This is a genomic window from Pseudomonas silensiensis (assembly GCF_050434865.1).
GTDB classification, from domain to species: Bacteria; Pseudomonadota; Gammaproteobacteria; order Pseudomonadales; family Pseudomonadaceae; genus Aquipseudomonas; species Aquipseudomonas fluorescens_W.
This window is the reverse complement of sequence record NZ_JBNDJH010000006.1, coordinates 1-21,421: the sequence shown is the minus strand read 5'-3', so window position 1 is coordinate 21,421 and position 21,421 is coordinate 1. Positions and strand designations below refer to the sequence as shown.

The following is a 21,421-nucleotide window of genomic DNA, read 5'->3' as shown; positions in this document are numbered from 1 at the left end:
GTTTGCATACCTGACTGTTAGACCCTCAAGCCACGAGGCTACCCCATGATCCGCGAAGAATTCCTGCGTTTGGCCGCTGCCGGCTATAACCGCATCCCGCTTGCCTGCGAAACCCTGGCCGACTTCGACACGCCGCTTTCGATCTACCTGAAGCTCGCCGACGAGCCCAACTCCTACCTGCTGGAATCGGTGCAGGGCGGGGAGAAATGGGGCCGTTACTCGATCATCGGCCTGCCGTGCCGCACCGTGCTGCGGGTTCATGATCATCACATTAGCGTGACCCACGACGGCATCGAGATCGAAAGCCACGAAGCCGAAGATCCGCTGGCCTTCGTCGAAGCATTCAAGGCTCGCTACAACGTGCCGACCATTCCTGGCCTGCCGCGCTTCAATGGCGGCTTGGTGGGTTACTTCGGTTACGACTGCGTGCGTTATGTGGAAAAGCGTCTGGGTAAGTGCCCGAACCCGGATCCGTTGGGCGTGCCGGACATTCTGCTGATGGTGTCCGACGCGGTAGTGGTTTTCGACAACCTCGCCGGCAAGATGCACGCGATTGTCCTGGCCGATCCCTCGCAGGACGATGCTTTCGAGCAAGGCCAGGCGCGCCTGGAAGAGTTGCTGGAAAAACTCCGTCAGCCGATTACCCCGCGCCGTGGCCTGGATTTCAGCAAGCAACAGTCTGCTGATCCGGTATTCCGTTCGAGCTTCACCCAGGGTGATTACGAAAAAGCCGTCGACACCATCAAGGAATACATCCTGGCCGGTGACTGCATGCAGGTCGTGCCGTCCCAGCGTATGTCGATCGACTTCAAGGCTGCGCCGATCGATCTGTACCGGGCGCTGCGTTGCTTCAACCCGACGCCTTATATGTACTTCTTCAACTTCGGCGACTTCCACGTCGTCGGCAGTTCGCCGGAAGTGCTGGTGCGGGTCGAAGACAACCTGATCACCGTGCGCCCGATCGCCGGCACCCGTCCGCGCGGCGCCAACGAAGAGGCCGACCTCGCACTGGAAAAAGACCTGCTGTCCGACGACAAGGAAATCGCCGAGCACTTGATGCTGATCGACCTGGGCCGTAACGACACCGGTCGGGTTTCGGAAATCGGTTCGGTGAAACTCACCGAGAAAATGGTGATCGAGCGTTATTCCAACGTGATGCACATCGTTTCCAACGTCACCGGTCAATTGAAGGCCGGGCTGACGGCGATGGATGCATTGCGGGCGATTCTGCCGGCGGGCACCTTGTCTGGCGCACCGAAGATTCGCGCGATGGAAATCATCGACGAACTGGAACCGGTCAAGCGTGGAGTCTATGGCGGCGCGGTCGGCTACTTCGCCTGGAACGGCAACATGGACACCGCGATCGCGATCCGCACCGCGGTGATCAAGAACGGCGAACTGCACGTGCAGGCCGGTGGCGGCATCGTTGCTGACTCGGTGCCTGCGCTGGAATGGGAAGAAACCTTGAACAAGCGCCGCGCGATGTTCCGTGCCGTGGCCCTGGCCGAACAAACCCCGGACGCCTGAGCTCCCACAGGGAACTCACTAGCATAAAAAAACGCGGCACCTGTGAGGGCGCCGCGTTTTTTGTGCCTGCTGTTTGCCGGATCAGAAGTCCAGCGCAACGCCAACGGTAAGCCCTTGCTGGGTAAAGTCATCATCCTTGCGGAACGTGTATCCGCCACGCAGCGCCAGATCAGCCGTCAACTTGTGGCTGACCCCCAGGCTCACGCGATTCAAGTGGCTTTGCGGTGTATAGCCGTCCAGTTTGAAGTCCAGGGACGGCAGGCTGTTGAGCGCGATGTTTACTTTCTGAGTGTCATCCTCGTATTCACGCTCATACGCGTATTCGCCGAACACTTGAGTCTGCGCGGTGATCTGATACTTACCCTGCAGACCGGCGCCCAGACGTTTTGAATCGCGGGTCTGATCATCAAAGTTCAGCGCCGTGGAACGAGTGCTGTTTTCCGAATAGCCATCAACGTCCACTTTTGCGTAATCGGCACTGATGAATGGCGACAGGTGCCACTCGCTGCCCGGTTGCGCAATGTCGTAGCCAACCCGTGTGCTGAAGGCCCACAGATATCCATCGGTATCGCCTTTCTCCGCACCTTCGCTGGCACCCAGGTCGAATTTGCGTTTGAGGTTGTCGTAATCCAGCTTGCCACCGGTCAACGCGGCATCGGCCCACCAGCGATTCTGCTGGAACTGGGCGAAGGCGGTGGCCAGGTAGCTGTTGAGTTTGTAGTCCGAATCGTTATTGCCTGCTTCCAGGTTCTGCCGATAGAAACCCGCTGCCACACCGACGCGCCAGGCGTCATTGAGACGATAGCTGCCACCGATGTTCAGGTTGTAACCGTCGCCGTCGGCGCTGGCTCCGCTGCTTTGGCTGTCGACATCCAGATGCTGGCCGCCACCGGCGACAATGGCTCGCCATTGGCCGACCGCCTGCCAGTTCTCCCAGTCCGATTGCCATTGGCTACGCAGTTCATCCTGGTGCGCACGCAAGGTGGCGTGGGCCATTTCCGGCAACAACGTCAGCTCCCAAGGCGCTGCCAGTAAGGAATAGGCGTAGTCGGAAATCAGTTTTTGCCCGGCTTCGGTCGGATGAACCCCATCGTTATAAATCAGCTTGCTGGGGTCCGGGGTGGCACTGTTGATGCCATACGTAGGGTTTTCGGTGCAGCTGTTACCGCTGAAACAGGTCGCCGTCAGGTTCTGGCCGGTAGCAAAACCGAATCGAGCCGGATCGGCGAAGGTTTCCTGCAACAGCAGCGGAATGTTCAGCGGGATGATTTCGGCATCGATCCCTGCCAGTCGAGTGACCAGTTGCCGGTTGAAGGCAGAGCTCAGAAGTGAGGTGGGTGCCTGCTGGGGCGTGCCATTGATGGCGGGCGTCAAACCCAGGTCGGGCAGGAGCCAGACCATAATGTATCGGGCGCCGGCGGTTTGCAGAACCTGGACGCTGTTGGCCAGTCGATCCGCAGCGGCATTCGCCTGAGCGCCACTTTGTACTCGTCCCTGAAGAAAATCGTTACCACCCCCGGAAATGTAATACAGCGCATTCGGATCGGCGCTGAAGTTGTTTGTCGGCAGATAGCCCGGGCGGGCGCGTTCACCCGTGGCGGATACGCTGGTGATCGAGGTGAGGATCTGGTCGGTGCGGTAACCGCCGACGGCCCAGTTATTACCGTCCGGCAGGCCCTGGCTCGCGCGTGCCGCTGAGGTTGAAGCGGCCGTCTGGTCCGGTGAAAACCCGAGCTTGCCACCCAGCAGTTGGGTCGAGTTGGCGGAATAGACTTCGCCGCTGCCGTCCAGGTAAATCGGTCCGGTCCGGTTGGTGAAGCGCACCGTCGAGCCGGGAGGGCCGCCCGTGTCGGTAAACTGCCCGGCATCGTTGAGGCTATCGCCGAAGACGATGAAATTCGAATAGGGGTTGGGCGCCGCGATCGCCTGGGTGCAGGCCATAGTGAGCAAGCAGCCGGCAAGCGGTACAGCCAACGTCTGTCTGATCATGAGCAAGTCCGTTTGTTATTGTTGTAGTGAGTGAAACGATAGTGCCAAAAACTATAGGGCCTGTTGCCGTTCGGCGCGAACCCGTCAATTGTTTCAAGAGCTTCCATCGCCCCATATTGCACGCTCTGCCCAGCTAAGTTACTGTGCCGAGACGTATAAATGAGACCTTCCCCGTGTTGATCGTCAGCAAACTTCTGGATCAAGTCATCAAGGCACACGCCCGTTGGCGTTGGCGCGCCTGAATCCTTCTGCCGGCCCGGCCGGATCTTGACCGCTTTGCCTTCTTTACCCGCAAGACAAACCGCTTTGCAGCGCGACTCCAGCGACTGACAAAGTGCAGGACGCTGCGGGTAAATCATTCGAAGGCTGTATTCAAAGTCAGTAAATTCAAGAGGTTCTTAACGCCATGTTGCTGATGATCGATAACTACGACTCTTTTACTTACAACGTTGTGCAATACCTCGGTGAGCTTGGCTCCCAGGTCAAAGTCGTGCGCAACGATGAGCTCACCATTGCCGAAATCGAAGCCCTCAACCCTGAGCGGATCGTCGTTTCCCCCGGCCCTTGCACGCCGAACGAAGCCGGCGTGTCGATTGAAGTGATCAAACATTTTGGCGGCAAATTGCCGATTCTGGGCGTCTGCCTGGGGCATCAGTCCATCGGCCAGGCCTTTGGTGGCGATGTGGTGCGCGCCCGTCAGGTCATGCACGGCAAAACCAGCCCGGTGTTCCACGAGGACAAAGGCGTATTTGAAGGCCTGAACCATCCGCTGACAGTCACCCGCTATCATTCACTGATCGTAAAACGCGAAACCCTGCCCGATTGCCTGGAGCTGACCGCCTGGACCCAGCTTGAAGACGGCTCGGTCGACGAGATCATGGGCCTGCGCCACAAAACACTGAACATCGAGGGCGTCCAGTTTCACCCTGAGTCGATCCTCACCGAACAGGGCCACGAGCTGTTCGCTAATTTCCTCAAACAAACCGGCGGCACGCGCTAAGGACTTTTCATGAATATCAAGACAGCCCTGAGCCGTATCGTCGATCAGCTCGACCTCAGCACCGATGAGATGCGCGATGTGATGCGCGAAATCATGACCGGTCAATGCACGGATGCGCAGATCGGCGCGTTCATGATGGCCATGCGCATGAAGAGCGAAAGCATCGACGAGATCGTCGGCGCCGTGTCGGTCATGCGCGAGCTGGCGGACAAGGTCGAACTCAAGACCCTCGACGGCGTCGTCGATGTGGTGGGCACCGGTGGCGATGGCGCGAACATTTTCAACGTCTCGACCGCTTCCTCATTCGTAGTCGCAGCGGCCGGGTGCACGGTGGCCAAGCACGGTAACCGTGCGGTCTCGGGCAAAAGCGGCAGCGCCGATTTGCTGGAGGCGGCGGGTATCTACTTGAACCTGACGCCGGTTCAGGTCGCACGCTGCATCGACAACGTCGGCATCGGTTTCATGTTCGCCCAGACCCATCACAGCGCCATGAAGCACGCCGCCGGCCCGCGTCGGGAGCTGGGCTTGCGCACGCTGTTCAACATGCTCGGCCCGCTTACGAATCCGGCCGGCGTGAAGCATCAGGTGGTGGGCGTGTTCAGTCAGGCGTTGTGCCGGCCGCTGGCCGAAGTCTTGCAGCGTATGGGCAGCAAGCACGTGCTGGTGGTGCACTCGAAGGATGGTCTGGACGAGTTCAGTCTGGCGGCACCGACCTTCGTGGCGGAATTGAAGGATGACCAGGTCACCGAGTATTGGGTCGAGCCAGAAGACCTGGGCATGAAAAGCCAGAGCCTGCACGGTCTGGCAGTGGATAGCCCGGCGGCCTCGCTGGAGCTGATTCGCGATGCCCTGGGCAAGCGCAAGACCGAGAACGGTCAGAAAGCCGCGGAAATGATTATGCTCAATGCCGGTGCCGCGCTGTACGCCGCCGACCATGCCAGCAGTTTGAAAGAAGGCGTTGCCCTGGCGCACGATGCGCTGCACACAGGCCTCGCTCGGGAAAAACTGGAGGAGTTGGGTGCATTTACCGCGGTATTCAGAGTGGAGAATGAGGGATGAGTGTACCGACGGTTCTGGAAAACATTCTGGCCCGTAAAGTCCAGGAAGTCGCCGAGCGTAGCGCTCGCGTAAGCCTGGCGGAGCTGGAAAGTCTGGCCAAGGCGGCCGATGCACCCCGTGGTTTTGCCAAGGCATTGTTGGCTCAGGCCAAGCTCAAGCAGCCAGCGGTCATTGCAGAAATCAAGAAAGCTTCACCGAGCAAAGGCGTTATCCGCGAGAATTTCATTCCCGCCGACATCGCCAGGAGTTACGAGAAGGGCGGCGCGACCTGTCTGTCGGTGCTTACCGATATCGATTACTTCAAGGGCGCCGATGAGTATCTGCAACAGGCGCGGGCGGCGTGCAAACTGCCGGTGATCCGCAAGGACTTCATGATCGATCCATACCAGATCGTTGAAGCCCGAGCGTTGGGCGCCGACTGCGTGCTGTTGATCGTCTCCGCACTGGATGACGTGAAAATGGCCGAGCTGGCTGCCGTCGCCAAAAGCGTCGGCCTCGATGTACTGGTAGAAGTTCACGATGGCGACGAGCTGGAGCGGGCCTTGAAAACCCTCGACACTCCGTTGGTCGGCGTGAACAACCGCAACCTGCACACCTTCGAAGTCAATCTGGAAACCACCCTCGATCTGTTGCCGCGTATCCCGCGTGATCGCTTGGTGATCACCGAAAGTGGCATTCTCAACCGGGCCGATGTCGAACTGATGGAAATCAGCGATGTGTACGCGTTCCTGGTGGGCGAAGCGTTCATGCGCGCCGAAAGCCCGGGCACCGAACTGCAGCGTCTGTTCTTTCCTGAGCGTGGTATCGCGGTGAGCGGTTCTACACTCGACTGAACGTGACTTAATGAAGAAGCCGGCGATGCCGGCTTTTTTATACCCCAAACAAAGGATGCCTACTGCCATGACCCAGCCCATCGCCTTGACCGTCGAAGCCGGCCTGCTCGCCGAACAGGATCTGTTGGCCCATGTGTGCACCGGCGATTCGGAGTTTGGCCTGCTGTTCTGGCAACCCAGTGATAAGGCGCTGGTCATGCCGCGAAGGTTGAATCGTCTGCCAGGGTTCGAGGCCGCGTGCGAGGTGTCGGCTGCGGCAGGTTGGCCGGTGTTGTTGCGTGAGACCGGCGGTGAACCGGTGCCGCAATCGGCCTCGACGATCAACATCGCACTGGTCTACGCGCCACCGCGTAGCGAGGGTGACCAGAACCGCATCGAAACCGGTTATCGCCGGCTTTGCGATCCGATTTGTCAGTTACTCGATGAGTTGGGCGGCGTTTCGTCTTTGGGTGGAATAGAGGGCGCGTTCTGTGATGGGCGTTTCAACGTCAACCTGGATGGGCGCAAGATGGTCGGCACGGCTCAACGCTGGCGCCAGAGCAAGGGCGGTACGCGTCCGGTAGGGTTGGTGCACGGTGCTTTGTTGCTCGATAACGAGCGTGAGTCGATGGTTGCGGCGGTTAACCGGTTCAATGAAGCCTGTGGCCTGGAGCAGCGAGTTCGCGCCGAGAGCCACATTGCTCTTCATGAAAAATATGCAGCACCTGATGCATTAGGGCGACTCGACACGTTGTACCGCCACTTGCTGGCAGACATGTTCAGGGTTTAGCGCGTACCGAAGACCACCATGGTCTTGCCTTTGACGTCCACCAGGTTGCGTTCTTCCAGGTCCTTGAGAACGCGACCAACCATCTCACGTGAACAACCGACAATCCGCCCGATCTCCTGACGGGTCACTTTGATCTGCATGCCGTCGGGATGGGTCATTGCATCTGGCTGCTTGCACAGTTCCAGCAGGCAGCGTGCGACGCGGCCGGTAACGTCGAAGAAGGCAAGGTCACCCACTTTGCGGGTGGTGTTGCGCAGGCGCTGTGCGATTTGTCCGCTGAGCACGTAAAGAATGTCTGGATCCTGTTGGGACAGCTCGCGGAATTTCGCGTAGCTGATCTCGGCGACTTCGCATTCGATCTTGGCGCGCACCCAAGCGCTGCGTTCCTGTTCCAGGCCGGCCTGTTCGAACAGGCCCAACTCGCCGAAAAAGTCTCCGGAGTTCAGGTAGGCAATGATCATTTCGCGACCGTCGTCATCCTCGATCAGGATGGTGACCGAACCCTTGATAATGAAGAACAGCGTGTCCGAGCGGTCGCCGGCACAAATGATGTTGCTTTTGGCCGCATAACGACGGCGCTGGCAGTGCATCAGCAGCTTGTCGAGGTTCTTGATTTTGGGTGTTGGGGTAGTAGCAACCATGGTTGTATCCCGAAAAGACTTCACGGTGTGTTTGGTTTTCTTATGAGCCGATGAGGTTGCTACAAAGCTGGCCATGCGCCAGTGAATTGGCGCCAGCTTAACAGACACTTCCTGCAATATTCGAGAATTTACCTACAGCGCAGTGGCTTGCGTCGTAGGAAGGCGAGACGCCGTCAATCAAGGCCCCTGTGCTAAGCTGGCGACCCTTTTTTATACAGTGGAGTCTTGGCGATGAAGGCACGCATCCAATGGGCTGGTGAAGCCATGTTCCTCGGCGAATCCGGCAGCGGTCATGTCGTGGTCATGGACGGTCCGCCCGATGCCGGCGGTCGTAACCTGGGTGTCCGGCCGATGGAAATGCTCCTGCTGGGTGTTGGCGGTTGCAGCAATTTCGACGTGGTCAGCATCCTCAAGAAGTCCCGTCAGGCCGTTGAAAGCTGCGAAGCCTTCCTCGAAGCCGAGCGTGCTACCGAAGATCCGAAGGTTTTCACCAAGATCCACATGCACTTCGTGGTCAAGGGCCGTGGCTTGAAAGAAGCCCAGGTCAAACGCGCCATCGAGCTGTCTGCCGAGAAGTATTGCTCGGCGTCGATCATGCTGGGCGCGGCGGGCGTAGAGATCACACACGACTACGAGATCATCGAACTCGGTTGAATCGACATTCAACTATCATAAAGGCAGTGCAGACTGTGACGATCCCAAGCTCGCGTCTGCACCCGAACAGATAACTAAAATCGCCATCGCGAAGAGGTGTTGATCCGTCCTGCGCAGGTGCGTCGTTCGCATCTGACGGGCATGCTTGATCACGCGGCCGGTCCGCAACACACAGAGAGCGTCTAACGGTGAAAAGCAAACTCAAGCTCCACGGGTTCAATAACCTGACAAAGACCTTGAGCTTCAACATCTATGACATCTGCTATGCGCAAACCCCGCAGGACCAGCAGGCTTACGTCGAGTACATCAATAAAGAGTACAACGCGAAGCGCCTGACGCAGATCCTCACAGAAGTTGTCGATATCATTGGTGCCAACATCCTGAACATCGCCAGTCAGGACTATGAACCCCAAGGCGCCAGTGTCACGATTCTGATCTCCGAAGAGCCGGTGACCCCGACCGACAGTCAGATCGAAGAGTCCCCGGGCCCGCTGCCTGAAATTATCCTGGCCCACCTCGACAAGAGCCACATCACGGTGCACACCTACCCGGAAATCCATCCGGACGATGGCATCGCGACATTCCGTGTGGACATTGATGTGTCGACCTGTGGCGTCATTTCACCGCTCAAGGCGCTCAACTTCCTGATCCACCAGTTCGATTCGGACATCGTGACCGTGGATTATCGTGTGCGCGGCTTCACCCGTGACGTGGAAGGCAAAAAGCACTTCATCGACCACGAGATCAACTCGATTCAGAACTACCTTTCCGAAGACACTCGCGGCGCGTACCAGATGACCGACGTGAACGTTTATCAGGAAAACCTGTTCCACACCAAAATGCTGCTGAAGAACTTCGAACTGGATAACTACCTGTTCGGCGACGCCACCAGCAACCTGTCTTCTGAGCAGCGTGCCCAGGTGACCGAGCGTGTGAAACACGAAATGCTGGAAATCTTCTACGGGCGCAACATGTCGAGCTGATTTTCTGCGAGCAAAAAGAAAGGGCGCTGAACAGCGCCCTTTTTTGTGCCTGGGATTTGGGGGGATCAGATCCGGTAAGTACTCTTGGTCATGACCTTGGCCATCAGGCTCATGCCGAACTTCACCGGTGCCGGGAAGCGGAAACCCCCTGCCTCCAGCGCGCTTTCGGCGTGATGTTCTTCATCGATGCGCATCTGCTCGAGGATCGCCCGGGACTTTTCGTCCTCGGCTGGCAGTTGCTCAAGGTGTTCGTTGAGGTGTTTGCACACCTGATGCTCGGTCGCGGCAACGAAACCCAGGCTGACTTTATCGCTGATCAATCCGGCCACCGCACCAATCCCGAACGACATGCCGTAGAACAGCGGATTGAGAATGCTGGTATGGCTACCCAACTGTTTTATGCGTTGTTCGCACCAGACCAGGTGGTCGATTTCCTCTTCGGCGGCATGTTCCATGGCAGCACGCACTTGCGGCAGCTTGGCGGTCAGGGCCTGACCCTGATACAGCGCCTGGGCACAGACTTCGCCGGTATGGTTGATGCGCATCAGACCGGCAACGTGCCGGGTGTCTTCGTCGCTCATTTGCGCATCCGGCTGAACGATAGCGGGCGAAGGACGGTACGGCTGACCACTGAAGGGCAACAAAGTACGCATCGCGGCATCGGCTTGCAGCAGAAGGCGGTCAATCGGCGAGTAGTGACGTTGGGTAGTCATGCTGACCTCCGGGAAGAATCTCGGCGGCCAGTTTAACCCAATCGGCCGGGGAAGGTTTGCGCTGGGTCATTGCGTCGCAGGTGCTTGTGGGAGCGGGGTTGCCCACCCCCACAGGGTCTATCGCAATCAGCCCGGCGGCCAATGCATCTGGCGCTGACCCAGCACGTGCATATGAATGTGATAGACGGTCTGCCCACCCAGTGGATTGCAGTTCATCACCACGCGGAAGCCCTCTTCGCAGCCCAGTTCAAGGGCCAGACGCTGGGCGGTGAACAGAATATGTCCAGCCAGTGCCTTGTCGTCCTCGGTCAGGTCGTTAAGCGTGCGCACCGCTTTTTTCGGGATCACCAGAAAATGTACCGGTGCCTGTGGGGCGATGTCGTGGAAGGCCAGTACCTGGTCGTCCTCGTAAATGATCTTGGCCGGGATTTCCCGGTTGATGATCTTGGTGAACAGAGTATCCACAGCTGTTTTCTCCGTTGTTTTGGCTGGCCTGAGTGTAACCATGGGTTATGCCCGAGCCCAGCCTTTTACCTTGAGGGTACGATCAGCGCGGGCAGTAAGCCTTGTTGACCATGCCGGCAATTGTCCGGGTCAGCCAGCGCGAGCCGAGTCGCGGCAGGAAGGCGCGCCAGCGGTTGCGTCGACCCGGAATAATGATGGCGCGATTTTTCTCCAGAGCCCGCACGGTGTAGAGCGCGACTTCCTCGGGGCTCATCAGCATTTTGCTGTCGATCAGTTTGCCAGTGTCCAATTGCGCGGTGCGGAAAAACGCCGTGCGGGTAGGGCCGGGGCAGAGCACCGACACTTTGACCGCACATTTTTTCAGTTCGACGCGCAACCCTTCGGAAAAGTGCAGCACATAAGCTTTGCTGGCGTAGTAAGTACTCATCCACGGGCCGGGATGGAACGCCGCTACCGAGGCGACATTCAAGATTTGCCCGCCGCCTTGTAGCGCCATGCTGTTGCCGATCGCGTGACACAGGCGAGTGAGCGCGAGGATGTTCACTTCGATCAGGTCCTGCTCGGTCATCCAGTCCTGAGCCAGAAAAGGGCCGCAGGTGCCGATGCCGGCGCAGTTGACCAGCAAATCGATCTGTCGATCACCTTCCTCCAGCTCCAGCAGAAAACCGGACAGCCGTAGCGGTTCGCCGAGGTCACAGGCTCGGAACAGCACTTCCACGCCAAAACGTTGAGTCAGTTCAATCGCAATACTTTCCAGCTGATCACGCTGACGGGCCACCAGAATCAGGCTGCGGCCGCGCCGGGCCAGCGCTTCGGCCATCGCCAGGCCGATGCCGCTGGAAGCGCCGGTGATCAGAGCGTAACGGGTCATGCATTTCTCCATCGCAACAGCTCCGCGCCGGCGACGCAGGTGTCACGGGCGGGGAGCGCTGTTCATTCTTTCGCAGAGTCTACAGGGGGCTGGGCTTCTTCGGCTGCATCGTCGGCTGAATTTGGCGCTGGCTCTGCTTCCACGGCGCTTTGATCTTCGATCTCTTCGGTGGTCACGGAGTCACTTTCATAGCTGCTCTGGGTGGCGCTTTCGTATTCGCTCTGAAGGGTAGTAAGGCCACCGGTCAGTCCGCCGATGAACAGGATCGCGATTAACACCAGCCACAATGAAGACAGGACCTTGACCGCGGTGCTGTTGGGCGGTGGTGGCGCACCGTATCGATTGGCGGTGTTATTACCCGGCACAATCACCATCACGAACGGAAAGAGGCTGCCCACGAAAGGCACGAGGGTCAGCAGCCAGAGCCAGCCAGACCAGCCGATATCATGCAGGCGCTGGACACTGAACTGGATGCTGACGAACGCGAGCACCACGAAGAGAATAAAGGCCAGCAATCCACCGAGAATCAGGCCAGCGGTCGAGTCCGTAGTGATGAGGGCCAAGGCGAAAACGGCAAGCAAAGAGCCTGCGCCAAGGGTCACCAGTGTCAGGGACATCGTCCAGGCCAGATAACGCAAGCGGCCGATCCGACCCGCGAAGCTGAACGGCTTGAGTGTGGAAAACGCGGGCAAGGCTTCGCCAACGGTAGCCTGGGGTGGTGCGTAAGGGGATTCGGGATCTGCCGCAACGGCAGGGGCGTGTTCATGAACGTCGGACAGGTTCAGCTCGATCGAGGGTTCGGATTCAATCCGGGCATCGATACCGGTTTTGGTCAGCGCCTGGAGATAAATCTGCGCATCGACCTGTGACAGGTCGCGTTTGAGCGCAACCGGCTTGCCGCTGAACAGTCGCTCGATGGCAGCCACATCGCTTTTGAACAACCCGGCGAGATTGAGCTTGGCGGTGGTGGCGTCAACACCTGGCAGTAGAGCGCCGTCGAATACGATCTTGAAACGGTTTTCGCTCATTGCGAGGCATCCTTGTCGCGAGAGTGTCAGGGAGTATTGCGGGTGGAGTGTAAGGCGAGCCGGAATGGGCTGGCCAAGCTTTACTTGTCAGCGAGGCCAGCGCTTGGGCAGCACTGCCGCCAGCTCCAATGCTTTGCGGTACTCGGCATCGAGGCGAGCGACCAATTGATCGACACTTGGCAGGTCATCGATCTCGCCGACACCCTGGCCTGCGGACCACACGGTTTTCCAGGCTTTGGCTTCATCGCTGACGGGCTTGAGTTTGGAGCCGAAATCCACCTCGCCCTTGCCTTGCAGCGCTTTCATGTCGAAACCTGCAGCCTCAAGGCTCTGACGCATAAAGCTCGCCGGTACTCCCGACACCGCAGGAGTATGGACGATGTCTGCGGCTCTGGAAGTCAGCAGCATCTCTTTATAGGCGTCAGGCGCATGACTTTCGGTGGTGCCGATAAATCGCGTGCCGAAGTAGGCCAGATCCGCACCGAGCAATTGTGCCGCGAGAATCTCGTGGCCGTGGTTCAGGCAACCGGCCAGGAGCAGGGTCTTGTCGAAGAATTGGCGGATCTCGGCAATCAGCGAGAACGGACTCCAGGTTCCGGCGTGACCACCGGCACCTGCGGCCACGGCAATCAAACCGTCGACCCCGGCCTCAGCGGCTTTCTCTGCATGGCGACGAGTCGTCACGTCGTGGAACACCAGACCGCCGTAGCTGTGCACGGCGTCGACCAGTTCTTTCACGGCGCCGAGGCTGGTGATCACAATCGGCACTTTGTGCTCGATGCAGATTGCAAGGTCTGCCTGCAGTCGTGGATTGGTGTTGTGGACGATCAGGTTCACCGCATAAGGCGCCGGGTTCTCCAATGTCGCCAATCCTGCTTCGATCTCTTCCAGCCAGGCCTTGAAGCCGCTGCTCTCGCGCTGGTTCAACGCGGGGAAGCTGCCCACCACGCCATTACGGCAGCAGGCGAGCACCAATTGCGGATTGGAAATCAGGAACATCGGCGCCGCCACCACGGGCAGGCGCAAACGTTGTTCGAGCAGAGCGGGCAGCGACATTGGTAGTACCCCGGTGAGTTGTGCGTATTGAAGTTAGAACGGTCGAACCACAACCAGAATTACGATAGCCAGCAATATCAGAACCGGCACTTCATTGAACCAGCGATAAAAGACATGGCTGCGGGTGTTCTCGCCACGGGCAAAGCGTTTTACCTGAGCGCCACACATGTGGTGGTAGCCGATCAGGATCACCACCAGGGTCAACTTGGCGTGAATCCACGCACCTTGACTGAATATGCTTGGGTTGAGGGCGATCAGCGCGATGCCGAAAATCAAGGTGGCGATCATCGCCGGCCCCATGATGCCGCGGTACAGCTTGCGCTCCATGATGCTGAAGCGTTCTTTACTGACGGTGTCTTCGCTTTGGGCGTGATAAACGAACAGGCGCGGCAGGTAGAACAGGCCGGCAAACCAGCAGACCATGCTGACGATGTGAAGCGCTTTGAGCCACAGATAAAGCATTTTTAGTTATTCCCAGGTTCACGGTAGCGAAGATAGTAGGTGGTAGAGCGTCCGCACGTCACCTTGCCGGTTGTCGCAGAACGATACGGGCCCTATTATCGACGGCTTTCCAGTGGGTTCGTTGAGGGCAGGTTTATGGTCAAGGTCGGTATCGTCGGCGGCACGGGTTACACCGGTGTCGAACTGCTGCGTCTGTTGGCGCAACATCCGCAAGCTGAAGTGGTGGTCATCACTTCCCGATCCGAGGCCGGTCTGGCCGTGGCTGATATGTATCCGAACCTGCGCGGTCATTACGATGGCCTGGCGTTCAGCGTTCCGGACATCAAGACGCTGGGCGCTTGCGACGTGGTGTTCTTCGCAACGCCTCACGGTGTTGCTCATGCCCTGGCCGGCGAATTGCTGGCTGCCGGGACCAAAGTCATCGACCTGTCAGCGGACTTCCGTCTGCAAGACGCTGATGAGTGGGCCAAGTGGTACGGTCAGCCACACGGCGCGCCGGAACTGCTGGAAGAGGCGGTTTACGGCTTGCCGGAAGTCAATCGCGAGCAGATCAAGCAGGCTCGTCTGATCGCTGTGCCGGGTTGCTACCCGACCGCTACGCAATTGGGTTTCCTGCCATTGCTTGAAGCAGGTCTTGCCGATACCACCCGCTTGATTGCTGACTGCAAATCCGGTGTCAGTGGTGCCGGTCGTGGCGCATCTGTAGGTTCGCTGTACTCCGAGACGTCGGAAAGCATGAAGGCTTACGCCGTCAAAGGTCACCGTCACTTGCCGGAAATCCGCCAGGGCCTGCGTCGCGCAGCGGGCAAGGACGTCGGACTGACTTTCGTTCCGCACCTGACGCCAATGATTCGAGGTATCCACTCGACGCTCTACGCGACTGTCGTGGATCGCTCCGTGGATCTGCAGGCGCTGTTTGAAAAGCGTTATGCCAACGAACCGTTCGTCGATGTCATGCCCGCTGGCAGCCATCCGGAAACCCGTAGCGTGCGCGGTGCCAACGTTTGCCGTATTGCGGTGCATCGTCCACAGGATGGTGACCTGGTGGTGGTGTTGTCGGTGATCGACAACCTGGTCAAAGGCGCGTCGGGGCAGGCGGTGCAGAACATGAACATCCTGTTTGGCCTGGATGAGCGTTTGGGTCTGTCCCATGCAGGCATGCTGCCGTAAGGCTTTATCCTGCTCAGCAAAAAGGCCCGTCTGACGGGCCTTTTTGCATTCAGGGCTTACGATTGGGTTGATTGATATACCGTAACAATAGTTGACCGATTTTCTAGGAGAAGCGGATAATGCGCGTCATCACGCATTATGGCGGCGTAACGCCGGGAGATAGTTAGCATGAGCGTCGAATCCTTCACCCCCACGGCTTTGCAATTCACCCACGGTGCCGCGCACAAGGTGAAGAGCCTGGTCGATGAAGAGGGGAATGATCGCTTGAAACTGCGCGTATTCGTTACGGGCGGCGGTTGTTCAGGTTTTCAGTACGGCTTCACCTTCGATGAAGAAGTGGCCGATGACGACACCATTGTCGAGCGCGAAGGGGTGAGTCTGGTCGTTGACCCGATGAGCTTCCAGTACCTGGCAGGTGCCGAGGTGGATTATCAGGAAGGCCTGGAAGGGTCGCGCTTCGTGATCAAGAATCCGAACGCCAGCACCACGTGTGGCTGCGGCTCTTCGTTCTCGATCTGATCGCAATCACCGCATCACCAAGCGCCGCATGGCTTCAGGGCTCTGCGGCGTTTTGCTGTGTGCAGATTAAGCGGGGTAGATGGCGCCGAGTACGCGCAGGCCGCGGGCGCCAGTGACGCTGGGGCGATTGGCAGCGATGCCTTCAAGGCAGCAATGGGCCAGCCAGGCGAAGGCCATGGCTTCGACCCAGTCGGGGTCTACACCGTAAGCCGCGGTGCTGCTGACCTTGGCGTTAGGCAGCAAGCTGGCCAATCGATTCATCAGTGTGATGTTGTGCGCGCCGCCGCCGCAAACCAACAGTTCCTGAGTATCTGTTTGAGCGCCTTGCAGTGACTCGACGATGGTCAGGGCGGTCAGTTCGAGCAGGGTTGCCTGTACATCTTCGGCGGCGAAGGTCGGCAGCTTCGATAGATGCTGTGTCAGCCATGGCAGGTTGAACACTTCGCGGCCGGTGCTCTTGGGGCCTTTGGTCACGAAAAATGGATCACTCAGCAGTTCGTTCAGCAGGGCCGGTTCGACCTTGCCGCTGGCAGCCCATTGGCCATCGCGATCAAAGTTGTCGCCGCGTTGCTGGTGAATCCAGGCATCCAGCAGCACATTGCCCGGGCCGCAGTCGAAACCGGCTACCGGTTTGTCGGGCTCGATCAGGCTGAGGTTGCTGAATCCGCCAACGTTCAATACCGCGCGATTGCCTGCGCGTTCTTCAAACAACGCTTCGTGAAAGGCTGGGACCAGTGGGGCGCCTTGTCCGCCAGCCGCAACATCGCGGCTGCGGAAGTCGCTGACCACGGTGATGCCGGTCAACTCGGTCAGAAGGGCAGGGTTGCCGATCTGCACGGTGAAACCTCGCGCCGGTTCGTGGCGAATGGTCTGGCCGTGGCTGCCAATCGCGCGAATGTCTTCGGGTTTCAGGTTTTGTTGGTCGAGGAGGGTATGGATGCCCTGTGCTGCCAATGTCACCCAGTTTTGCTGAGCGATCGCGGAGCGGGCAATCTCGTCCGGGCCGCTGGCGCACAAGCCAAGCAGCTCGGCGCGCAGGGATTCAGGCATTGGGGTGTAGTGCGTGGCGATCAGGTTGATCGCCGGAGTCAGCTCGATCAGCGCTATGTCCAGGCCGTCGAGGCTGGTCCCGGACATCACACCTATATAGAGAGCCATGGCTTAGCGCTTGCTCGAAGCCAGCTGCGTGGATTTCTCTTGATCCATGCGCGCCATCAGCGGTTGGCTCTGTGCGAGGAAACGTGCGCGCTCGGCTTTGGAGATCGGATCGGCCATCGCCACCTTCTGGCCTAGTGGGTCGACGTGCACGCCATTGACCTGGAACTCGTAATGCAAATGCGGTCCGGTGGAAAGTCCGGTGGTGCCGATGTAGCCGATCACCTGGCCTTGTTTGACGCTACTGCCAGTCTGCACGCCTTTGGCAAAGCCCTGCATGTGGCCGTACAGCGTACGGTAGGTGTTGCCGTGCTGGATGATCACGGTATTGCCGTAGCCGCCACGGCGACCGGCCAACAACACTTTGCCGTCACCGGCTGCTTTGATTGGAGTACCGCGCGGCGCTGCATAGTCGACGCCTTTGTGAGCGCGGATCTTGTTCAGGATCGGGTGTTTGCGGCCCATCGAGAATTTTGAGCTGATACGGGCGAAGTCCACCGGGGTACGGATAAACGCCTTGCGCATGCTGTTGCCGTCAGCAGTGTAGTAGCTGCTGTTGCCTTGTTTATTGGTGTAACGCACAGCGGTGTAGGTCTTGCCGCGGTTGGTGAAGCGAGCGGAAAGGATCGGGCCATTGCCGACAGCCTTGCCATTGACGACTTTCTGTTCGTAGATGACATCGAACTCGTCACCCTGGCGAATATCCTGGGCGAAGTCGACGTCATAGCCAAACACGCTGGCCATGTCCATGGTCAGGCTGTGGGACAAGCCGGCGCGTGCAGCGGACTGTGACAGGGAGCTGTTGATCACGCCATGAACGTAGGCGGAGCGCACGGTCGGCTTGGCGGTAATGCGGTTGAATGCATAACCCTTGTCATTCTTGGTCAGGGTGATGCTTTCTACGTCGCTGACCTTGCTGTGCAGGTTGGTCAGCTGGCCATTGGGGCCTAGTTCGAATTCGAGTTTCTGGCCATGTTTGAGCTGACTGAACTGCTTGGCTTGTTTGTCACTGGCCAGCACTTCATGCACCAAAGCTGCTGGAAGGCCGACTTTTGCAAACAGTGTGGAGAGCGTATCGCCTTTAGAAACGATCACTTCCCTGTGGTTTGGAGACTTTTTTTCTTCGATCACAGGCGCCGGCGCGGGCGCGGCCTGAGCGGTTTCCTGGGGTTCTTCGGCGCTGTTTTCGATCTGCGCGAAAGGGGAAGCTGCTGGCTCATTTGTGGCCTGGACGGCCTCGGCAGCGTCTTGATCTTGTGTCAGTTGTTCAGCAGGGCTTTCCAGTTCAAGACTCAGGGTCGTCTTTTTGGCTTCAACATCACTGGAAGGAAATACCAGAAGCGCCAGGCTCAGAAGGGCGGCGATGCCACTTGCTGCGAGCAGGTGAGTCTTCGGGTAAAGCGGCGGCGCTTTAGACGATTCTTTGGTCATAGGTAATTTTTGACTTTGAAAAAGATGAATTGGAAAAGATGAATGACATGATGAAGATGAAATAACTGTATAAAATATAACCAAATCATCTCTGAAGCAAGTCCGCGAACGCTGTGTCCGTGGATTGGCGTCCGTGCGCCGGGCAAAACTTGTATTTGACGCGCGATCTTGTATGGTTGGTTCCCTTTGAATTCGAGCCTTGCGGGTCTGTTATGAAGTCGGTTGAAGAGCAGCTAGCGCTGATTAAACGTGGTGCGGAAGAACTGTTGGTCGAGTCCGAGCTGATCGAAAAGCTCAAGCGTGGCCAGCCGCTACGTATTAAGGCAGGCTTCGATCCGACCGCGCCGGATTTGCACCTGGGTCATACCGTGCTTATTAACAAGCTGCGCCAGTTCCAGGAGCTGGGGCATCAGGTGATCTTCCTTATAGGTGACTTCACCGGGATGATCGGCGATCCGAGTGGCAAGAGTGCGACGCGTCCTCCTCTTACCCGCGAGCAGGTTCTCGAGAATGCCGAGACCTACAAGACCCAGGTTTTCAAGATTCTTGATCCGGCGAAAACCGAAGTTGCGTTCAACTCCACCTGGATGGATCAGATGGGGCCGGCCGATTTCATTCGCCTGACTTCTCAGTACACCGTGGCTCGCATGCTTGAGCGCGACGACTTCTATAAGCGCTACACCACCAATCAGCCGATCGCCATTCATGAGTTTCTCTATCCGCTGGTTCAGGGTTACGACTCGGTAGCCTTGCGCGCGGATGTCGAGCTGGGTGGTACTGATCAGAAGTTCAACCTGTTGATGGGGCGTGAACTGCAGCGTGGGTATGGTCAAGAGGCTCAGTGCATTCTGACCATGCCGCTGCTCGAAGGTCTGGATGGCGTGAAGAAGATGTCCAAATCTTTGGGCAACTACGTGGGTATTCAGGAAGCGCCGGGTGTGATGTACGGCAAACTGGTTTCCATTCCGGATGCGCTGATGTGGCGCTACTTCGAGTTGCTCAGTTTCCGTTCCATGGATGAGATCAATGCATTCCGTGCTGATGTCGAGGCGGGGGCCAATCCGCGTGATATCAAGATCAAGCTGGCTGAAGAGATCGTTGCGCGCTTCCATGGTGAAGAGGCTGCGGCCAATGCTCACCGTGCAGCGGGTAACCGTATGAAGGATGGCGAACTGCCGGACGATCTGCCGGAGATCGAATTGACTGCTACTGAAGACATGCCGATCGCTGCTGTCCTTAATAAGGCGGGCCTGGTCAAGAATTCGGCTGTTGCGCGAGACCTTCTGGGGTCTGGTGGTGTGCGTATAGATGGTGAGGTTGTCGATCGCACCTTTATATACGTACTGGGCGCGACCCATGTGTGCCAGGCAGGGAAGAAGGCATTTGCGCGTATTACGCTCAAATCCGAATAAAGCTCAAATTAGGGGTTGACGGTAGATTCTGGAAGTCTATAATTCGCCCCACTTCCGGCGCAGTCGAAACGAAAAACTCCTTGGTAAACAATGAGTTACGCAGTTTTCGGCAGCGAGTGGCTTCAGCTCATCGAAGCCCAGAAGGAGTTGAAAGAGCAGGGTGGTTTGGCTCTTTTAACGATTCGATCTTCTCGGTCGAAAGCGGAACAAAAGAGGTGTTGACAGCAGCGAGTAACGCTGTAGAATTCGCCTCCCGCTAACGAGAGATCGAAAGCGCAAGTGGTTGAAGTTGCAAAGGAAACTTTGAAAACTTCGGAAAATAACCGCTTGACAGCAACAGAGGCTGCTGTAGAATGCGCGCCTCGGTTGAGACGAAAGCTCTTAACCAACCGCTCTTTAACAACTGAATCAAGCAATTCGTGTGGGTGCTTGTGGAGTCAGACTGATAGTCAACAAGATTATCAGCATCACAAGTTACTCCGCGAGAAATCAAAGATGTAACCAACGATTGCTGAGCCAAGTTTAGGGTTTCTTAAAAACCCAAAGATGTTTGAACTGAAGAGTTTGATCATGGCTCAGATTGAACGCTGGCGGCAGGCCTAACACATGCAAGTCGAGCGGCAGCACGGGTACTTGTACCTGGTGGCGAGCGGCGGACGGGTGAGTAATGCCTAGGAATCTGCCTGGTAGTGGGGGATAACGCTCGGAAACGGACGCTAATACCGCATACGTCCTACGGGAGAAAGCAGGGGACCTTCGGGCCTTGCGCTATCAGATGAGCCTAGGTCGGATTAGCTAGTTGGTGAGGTAATGGCTCACCAAGGCGACGATCCGTAACTGGTCTGAGAGGATGATCAGTCACACTGGAACTGAGACACGGTCCAGACTCCTACGGGAGGCAGCAGTGGGGAATATTGGACAATGGGCGAAAGCCTGATCCAGCCATGCCGCGTGTGTGAAGAAGGTCTTCGGATTGTAAAGCACTTTAAGTTGGGAGGAAGGGCATTAACCTAATACGTTAGTGTTTTGACGTTACCGACAGAATAAGCACCGGCTAACTCTGTGCCAGCAGCCGCGGTAATACAGAGGGTGCAAGCGTTAATCGGAATTACTGGGCGTAAAGCGCGCGTAGGTGGTTTGTTAAGTTGGATGTGAAATCCCCGGGCTCAACCTGGGAACTGCATTCAAAACTGACAAGCTAGAGTATGGTAGAGGGTGGTGGAATTTCCTGTGTAGCGGTGAAATGCGTAGATATAGGAAGGAACACCAGTGGCGAAGGCGACCACCTGGACTGATACTGACACTGAGGTGCGAAAGCGTGGGGAGCAAACAGGATTAGATACCCTGGTAGTCCACGCCGTAAACGATGTCAACTAGCCGTTGGGAGCCTTGAGCTCTTAGTGGCGCAGCTAACGCATTAAGTTGACCGCCTGGGGAGTACGGCCGCAAGGTTAAAACTCAAATGAATTGACGGGGGCCCGCACAAGCGGTGGAGCATGTGGTTTAATTCGAAGCAACGCGAAGAACCTTACCAGGCCTTGACATCCAATGAACTTTCCAGAGATGGATTGGTGCCTTCGGGAACATTGAGACAGGTGCTGCATGGCTGTCGTCAGCTCGTGTCGTGAGATGTTGGGTTAAGTCCCGTAACGAGCGCAACCCTTGTCCTTAGTTACCAGCACGT

Annotated in this window: 21 protein-coding genes and 1 rRNA gene; 11 read left to right on the top strand and 11 right to left on the bottom strand. The window is 57.6% G+C overall.

What is annotated here, in order from left to right:
* Window positions 1-45: 45 nt before the first annotated feature.
* A complete protein-coding gene (trpE, locus tag QF010_RS10480) occupies window positions 46-1,527 on the top strand; it encodes an anthranilate synthase component I (RefSeq protein ID WP_033056200.1) in 1,482 nt (493 codons plus the stop codon).
* Window positions 1,528-1,608: 81 nt separating this feature from the next.
* On the opposite strand, the gene estP is transcribed toward trpE, so the two are convergent.
* Window positions 1,609-3,516 carry an esterase EstP gene (estP, locus tag QF010_RS10475; protein ID WP_429533082.1) on the bottom strand — a complete coding sequence of 636 codons (1,908 nt, stop codon included), beginning with the start codon at window positions 3,514-3,516 and terminating at the stop codon, window positions 1,609-1,611.
* A complete protein-coding gene (locus QF010_RS10470; RefSeq protein ID WP_429533081.1) occupies window positions 3,513-3,875 on the bottom strand; it encodes a hypothetical protein in 363 nt (120 codons plus the stop codon). The genes estP and QF010_RS10470 overlap by 4 nt, the downstream gene beginning before the upstream one ends.
* Window positions 3,876-3,922: 47 nt before the next feature.
* On the opposite strand from QF010_RS10470, the gene QF010_RS10465 reads away from it, so the two are divergent.
* The 4 genes from QF010_RS10465 to QF010_RS10450 all read left to right on the top strand — a co-directional run bounded on the left by QF010_RS10465 (window position 3,923) and on the right by QF010_RS10450 (window position 7,177).
* Entirely contained in the window at window positions 3,923-4,516 is a 594-nt protein-coding gene (locus tag QF010_RS10465; RefSeq protein WP_429533080.1) for an aminodeoxychorismate/anthranilate synthase component II, read from the top strand.
* A gap of 9 nt (window positions 4,517-4,525) precedes the next feature.
* Complete coding sequence (gene trpD / locus QF010_RS10460; RefSeq protein ID WP_033056197.1) at window positions 4,526-5,575, top strand: anthranilate phosphoribosyltransferase; 1,050 nt, start codon at window positions 4,526-4,528, stop codon at window positions 5,573-5,575.
* Window positions 5,572-6,408: an indole-3-glycerol phosphate synthase TrpC gene (gene trpC, locus QF010_RS10455; RefSeq protein ID WP_033056196.1), complete on the top strand. Its 837-nt coding sequence runs from the start codon at window positions 5,572-5,574 to the stop codon at window positions 6,406-6,408. The genes trpD and trpC overlap by 4 nt, the downstream gene beginning before the upstream one ends.
* 67 nt (window positions 6,409-6,475) lie before the next feature.
* Window positions 6,476-7,177 carry a lipoate--protein ligase family protein gene (locus QF010_RS10450; protein ID WP_429533079.1) on the top strand — a complete coding sequence of 234 codons (702 nt, stop codon included), beginning with the start codon at window positions 6,476-6,478 and terminating at the stop codon, window positions 7,175-7,177.
* Here the strand turns inward: QF010_RS10450 and crp are convergent.
* Entirely contained in the window at window positions 7,174-7,818 is a 645-nt protein-coding gene (crp, locus tag QF010_RS10445) for a cAMP-activated global transcriptional regulator CRP (protein WP_429533078.1), read from the bottom strand. The two genes, QF010_RS10450 and crp, sit on opposite strands and share 4 nt — an antisense overlap.
* A gap of 231 nt (window positions 7,819-8,049) precedes the next feature.
* Between crp and QF010_RS10440 the strand changes: the two genes are divergently transcribed.
* Window positions 8,050-8,472: an OsmC family protein gene (locus QF010_RS10440; RefSeq protein ID WP_008061600.1), complete on the top strand. Its 423-nt coding sequence runs from the start codon at window positions 8,050-8,052 to the stop codon at window positions 8,470-8,472.
* Window positions 8,473-8,660: 188 nt separating this feature from the next.
* Complete coding sequence (speD, locus tag QF010_RS10435) at window positions 8,661-9,455, top strand: adenosylmethionine decarboxylase (protein ID WP_429533077.1); 795 nt, start codon at window positions 8,661-8,663, stop codon at window positions 9,453-9,455.
* Window positions 9,456-9,520: 65 nt separating this feature from the next.
* Here speD and coq7 read toward each other — a convergent pair whose 3' ends face one another.
* The 6 genes from coq7 to hemJ form a co-directional block, all read right to left on the bottom strand.
* The gene (gene coq7 / locus QF010_RS10430) at window positions 9,521-10,168 is read right to left on the bottom strand and encodes a 2-polyprenyl-3-methyl-6-methoxy-1,4-benzoquinone monooxygenase (RefSeq protein WP_008147238.1); all 648 of its coding nucleotides are present in this window, start codon (window positions 10,166-10,168) and stop codon (window positions 9,521-9,523) included.
* 126 nt (window positions 10,169-10,294) lie between these two features.
* The gene (locus QF010_RS10425; protein WP_008147240.1) at window positions 10,295-10,633 is read right to left on the bottom strand and encodes a histidine triad nucleotide-binding protein; all 339 of its coding nucleotides are present in this window, start codon (window positions 10,631-10,633) and stop codon (window positions 10,295-10,297) included.
* An 82-nt stretch (window positions 10,634-10,715) separates the two neighbouring features.
* Complete coding sequence (locus QF010_RS10420) at window positions 10,716-11,504, bottom strand: SDR family NAD(P)-dependent oxidoreductase (protein ID WP_033056193.1); 789 nt, start codon at window positions 11,502-11,504, stop codon at window positions 10,716-10,718.
* A gap of 62 nt (window positions 11,505-11,566) precedes the next feature.
* Window positions 11,567-12,532, bottom strand: a complete 966-nt coding sequence (locus QF010_RS10415; RefSeq protein ID WP_429511776.1) for a DUF805 domain-containing protein — start codon at window positions 12,530-12,532, stop codon at window positions 11,567-11,569.
* 87 nt (window positions 12,533-12,619) lie between these two features.
* On the bottom strand, window positions 12,620-13,588 hold the full coding sequence (locus QF010_RS10410; protein WP_429533076.1) for an NAD(P)H-dependent flavin oxidoreductase: 969 nt from the start codon (window positions 13,586-13,588) through the stop codon (window positions 12,620-12,622).
* A 33-nt stretch (window positions 13,589-13,621) separates the two neighbouring features.
* The gene (gene hemJ, locus QF010_RS10405; protein ID WP_008147249.1) at window positions 13,622-14,050 is read right to left on the bottom strand and encodes a protoporphyrinogen oxidase HemJ; all 429 of its coding nucleotides are present in this window, start codon (window positions 14,048-14,050) and stop codon (window positions 13,622-13,624) included.
* A gap of 135 nt (window positions 14,051-14,185) precedes the next feature.
* On the opposite strand from hemJ, the gene argC reads away from it, so the two are divergent.
* The gene (argC, locus tag QF010_RS10400) at window positions 14,186-15,220 is read left to right on the top strand and encodes an N-acetyl-gamma-glutamyl-phosphate reductase (RefSeq protein ID WP_008147251.1); all 1,035 of its coding nucleotides are present in this window, start codon (window positions 14,186-14,188) and stop codon (window positions 15,218-15,220) included.
* A gap of 168 nt (window positions 15,221-15,388) precedes the next feature.
* The gene (gene erpA / locus QF010_RS10395) at window positions 15,389-15,739 is read left to right on the top strand and encodes an iron-sulfur cluster insertion protein ErpA (RefSeq protein WP_007947969.1); all 351 of its coding nucleotides are present in this window, start codon (window positions 15,389-15,391) and stop codon (window positions 15,737-15,739) included.
* 66 nt (window positions 15,740-15,805) lie between these two features.
* Here the strand turns inward: erpA and QF010_RS10390 are convergent, their stop codons facing one another.
* Together QF010_RS10390 and QF010_RS10385 are read right to left on the bottom strand one after the other, a co-directional pair.
* On the bottom strand, window positions 15,806-16,897 hold the full coding sequence (locus QF010_RS10390) for an anhydro-N-acetylmuramic acid kinase (RefSeq protein ID WP_033056190.1): 1,092 nt from the start codon (window positions 16,895-16,897) through the stop codon (window positions 15,806-15,808).
* Window positions 16,898-16,900: 3 nt separating this feature from the next.
* Entirely contained in the window at window positions 16,901-18,325 is a 1,425-nt protein-coding gene (locus QF010_RS10385; RefSeq protein WP_033056188.1) for a peptidoglycan DD-metalloendopeptidase family protein, read from the bottom strand.
* Between the two features lie 212 nt (window positions 18,326-18,537).
* Here QF010_RS10385 and tyrS point away from each other — a divergent pair, with 212 nt between their 5' ends.
* Together tyrS and QF010_RS10375 are read left to right on the top strand one after the other, a co-directional pair.
* Window positions 18,538-19,737: a tyrosine--tRNA ligase gene (tyrS, locus tag QF010_RS10380; protein WP_033056187.1), complete on the top strand. Its 1,200-nt coding sequence runs from the start codon at window positions 18,538-18,540 to the stop codon at window positions 19,735-19,737.
* A 552-nt stretch (window positions 19,738-20,289) separates the two neighbouring features.
* Window positions 20,290-21,421, top strand: a 16S ribosomal RNA gene (locus tag QF010_RS10375); the annotation flags it as partial.

Coding starts and splice junctions, on each gene's coding strand:
- QF010_RS10415 (WP_429511776.1), bottom strand. CDS start 12,532: ATGAGCGAAAACCGTTTCAAGATCGTATTCGACGGCGCTCTACTGCCA.
- tyrS (WP_033056187.1), top strand. CDS start 18,538: ATGAAGTCGGTTGAAGAGCAGCTAGCGCTGATTAAACGTGGTGCGGAA.
- erpA (WP_007947969.1), top strand. CDS start 15,389: ATGAGCGTCGAATCCTTCACCCCCACGGCTTTGCAATTCACCCACGGT.
- crp (WP_429533078.1), bottom strand. CDS start 7,818: ATGGTTGCTACTACCCCAACACCCAAAATCAAGAACCTCGACAAGCTG.
- QF010_RS10470 (WP_429533081.1), bottom strand. CDS start 3,875: ATGATTTACCCGCAGCGTCCTGCACTTTGTCAGTCGCTGGAGTCGCGC.
- coq7 (WP_008147238.1), bottom strand. CDS start 10,168: ATGACTACCCAACGTCACTACTCGCCGATTGACCGCCTTCTGCTGCAA.
- argC (WP_008147251.1), top strand. CDS start 14,186: ATGGTCAAGGTCGGTATCGTCGGCGGCACGGGTTACACCGGTGTCGAA.
- QF010_RS10450 (WP_429533079.1), top strand. CDS start 6,476: ATGACCCAGCCCATCGCCTTGACCGTCGAAGCCGGCCTGCTCGCCGAA.
- trpC (WP_033056196.1), top strand. CDS start 5,572: ATGAGTGTACCGACGGTTCTGGAAAACATTCTGGCCCGTAAAGTCCAG.
- QF010_RS10465 (WP_429533080.1), top strand. CDS start 3,923: ATGTTGCTGATGATCGATAACTACGACTCTTTTACTTACAACGTTGTG.
- QF010_RS10440 (WP_008061600.1), top strand. CDS start 8,050: ATGAAGGCACGCATCCAATGGGCTGGTGAAGCCATGTTCCTCGGCGAA.
- estP (WP_429533082.1), bottom strand. CDS start 3,516: ATGATCAGACAGACGTTGGCTGTACCGCTTGCCGGCTGCTTGCTCACT.
- trpD (WP_033056197.1), top strand. CDS start 4,526: ATGAATATCAAGACAGCCCTGAGCCGTATCGTCGATCAGCTCGACCTC.
- QF010_RS10385 (WP_033056188.1), bottom strand. CDS start 18,325: ATGACCAAAGAATCGTCTAAAGCGCCGCCGCTTTACCCGAAGACTCAC.
- QF010_RS10390 (WP_033056190.1), bottom strand. CDS start 16,897: ATGGCTCTCTATATAGGTGTGATGTCCGGGACCAGCCTCGACGGCCTG.
- QF010_RS10420 (WP_033056193.1), bottom strand. CDS start 11,504: ATGACCCGTTACGCTCTGATCACCGGCGCTTCCAGCGGCATCGGCCTG.
- QF010_RS10410 (WP_429533076.1), bottom strand. CDS start 13,588: ATGTCGCTGCCCGCTCTGCTCGAACAACGTTTGCGCCTGCCCGTGGTG.
- trpE (WP_033056200.1), top strand. CDS start 46: ATGATCCGCGAAGAATTCCTGCGTTTGGCCGCTGCCGGCTATAACCGC.
- hemJ (WP_008147249.1), bottom strand. CDS start 14,050: ATGCTTTATCTGTGGCTCAAAGCGCTTCACATCGTCAGCATGGTCTGC.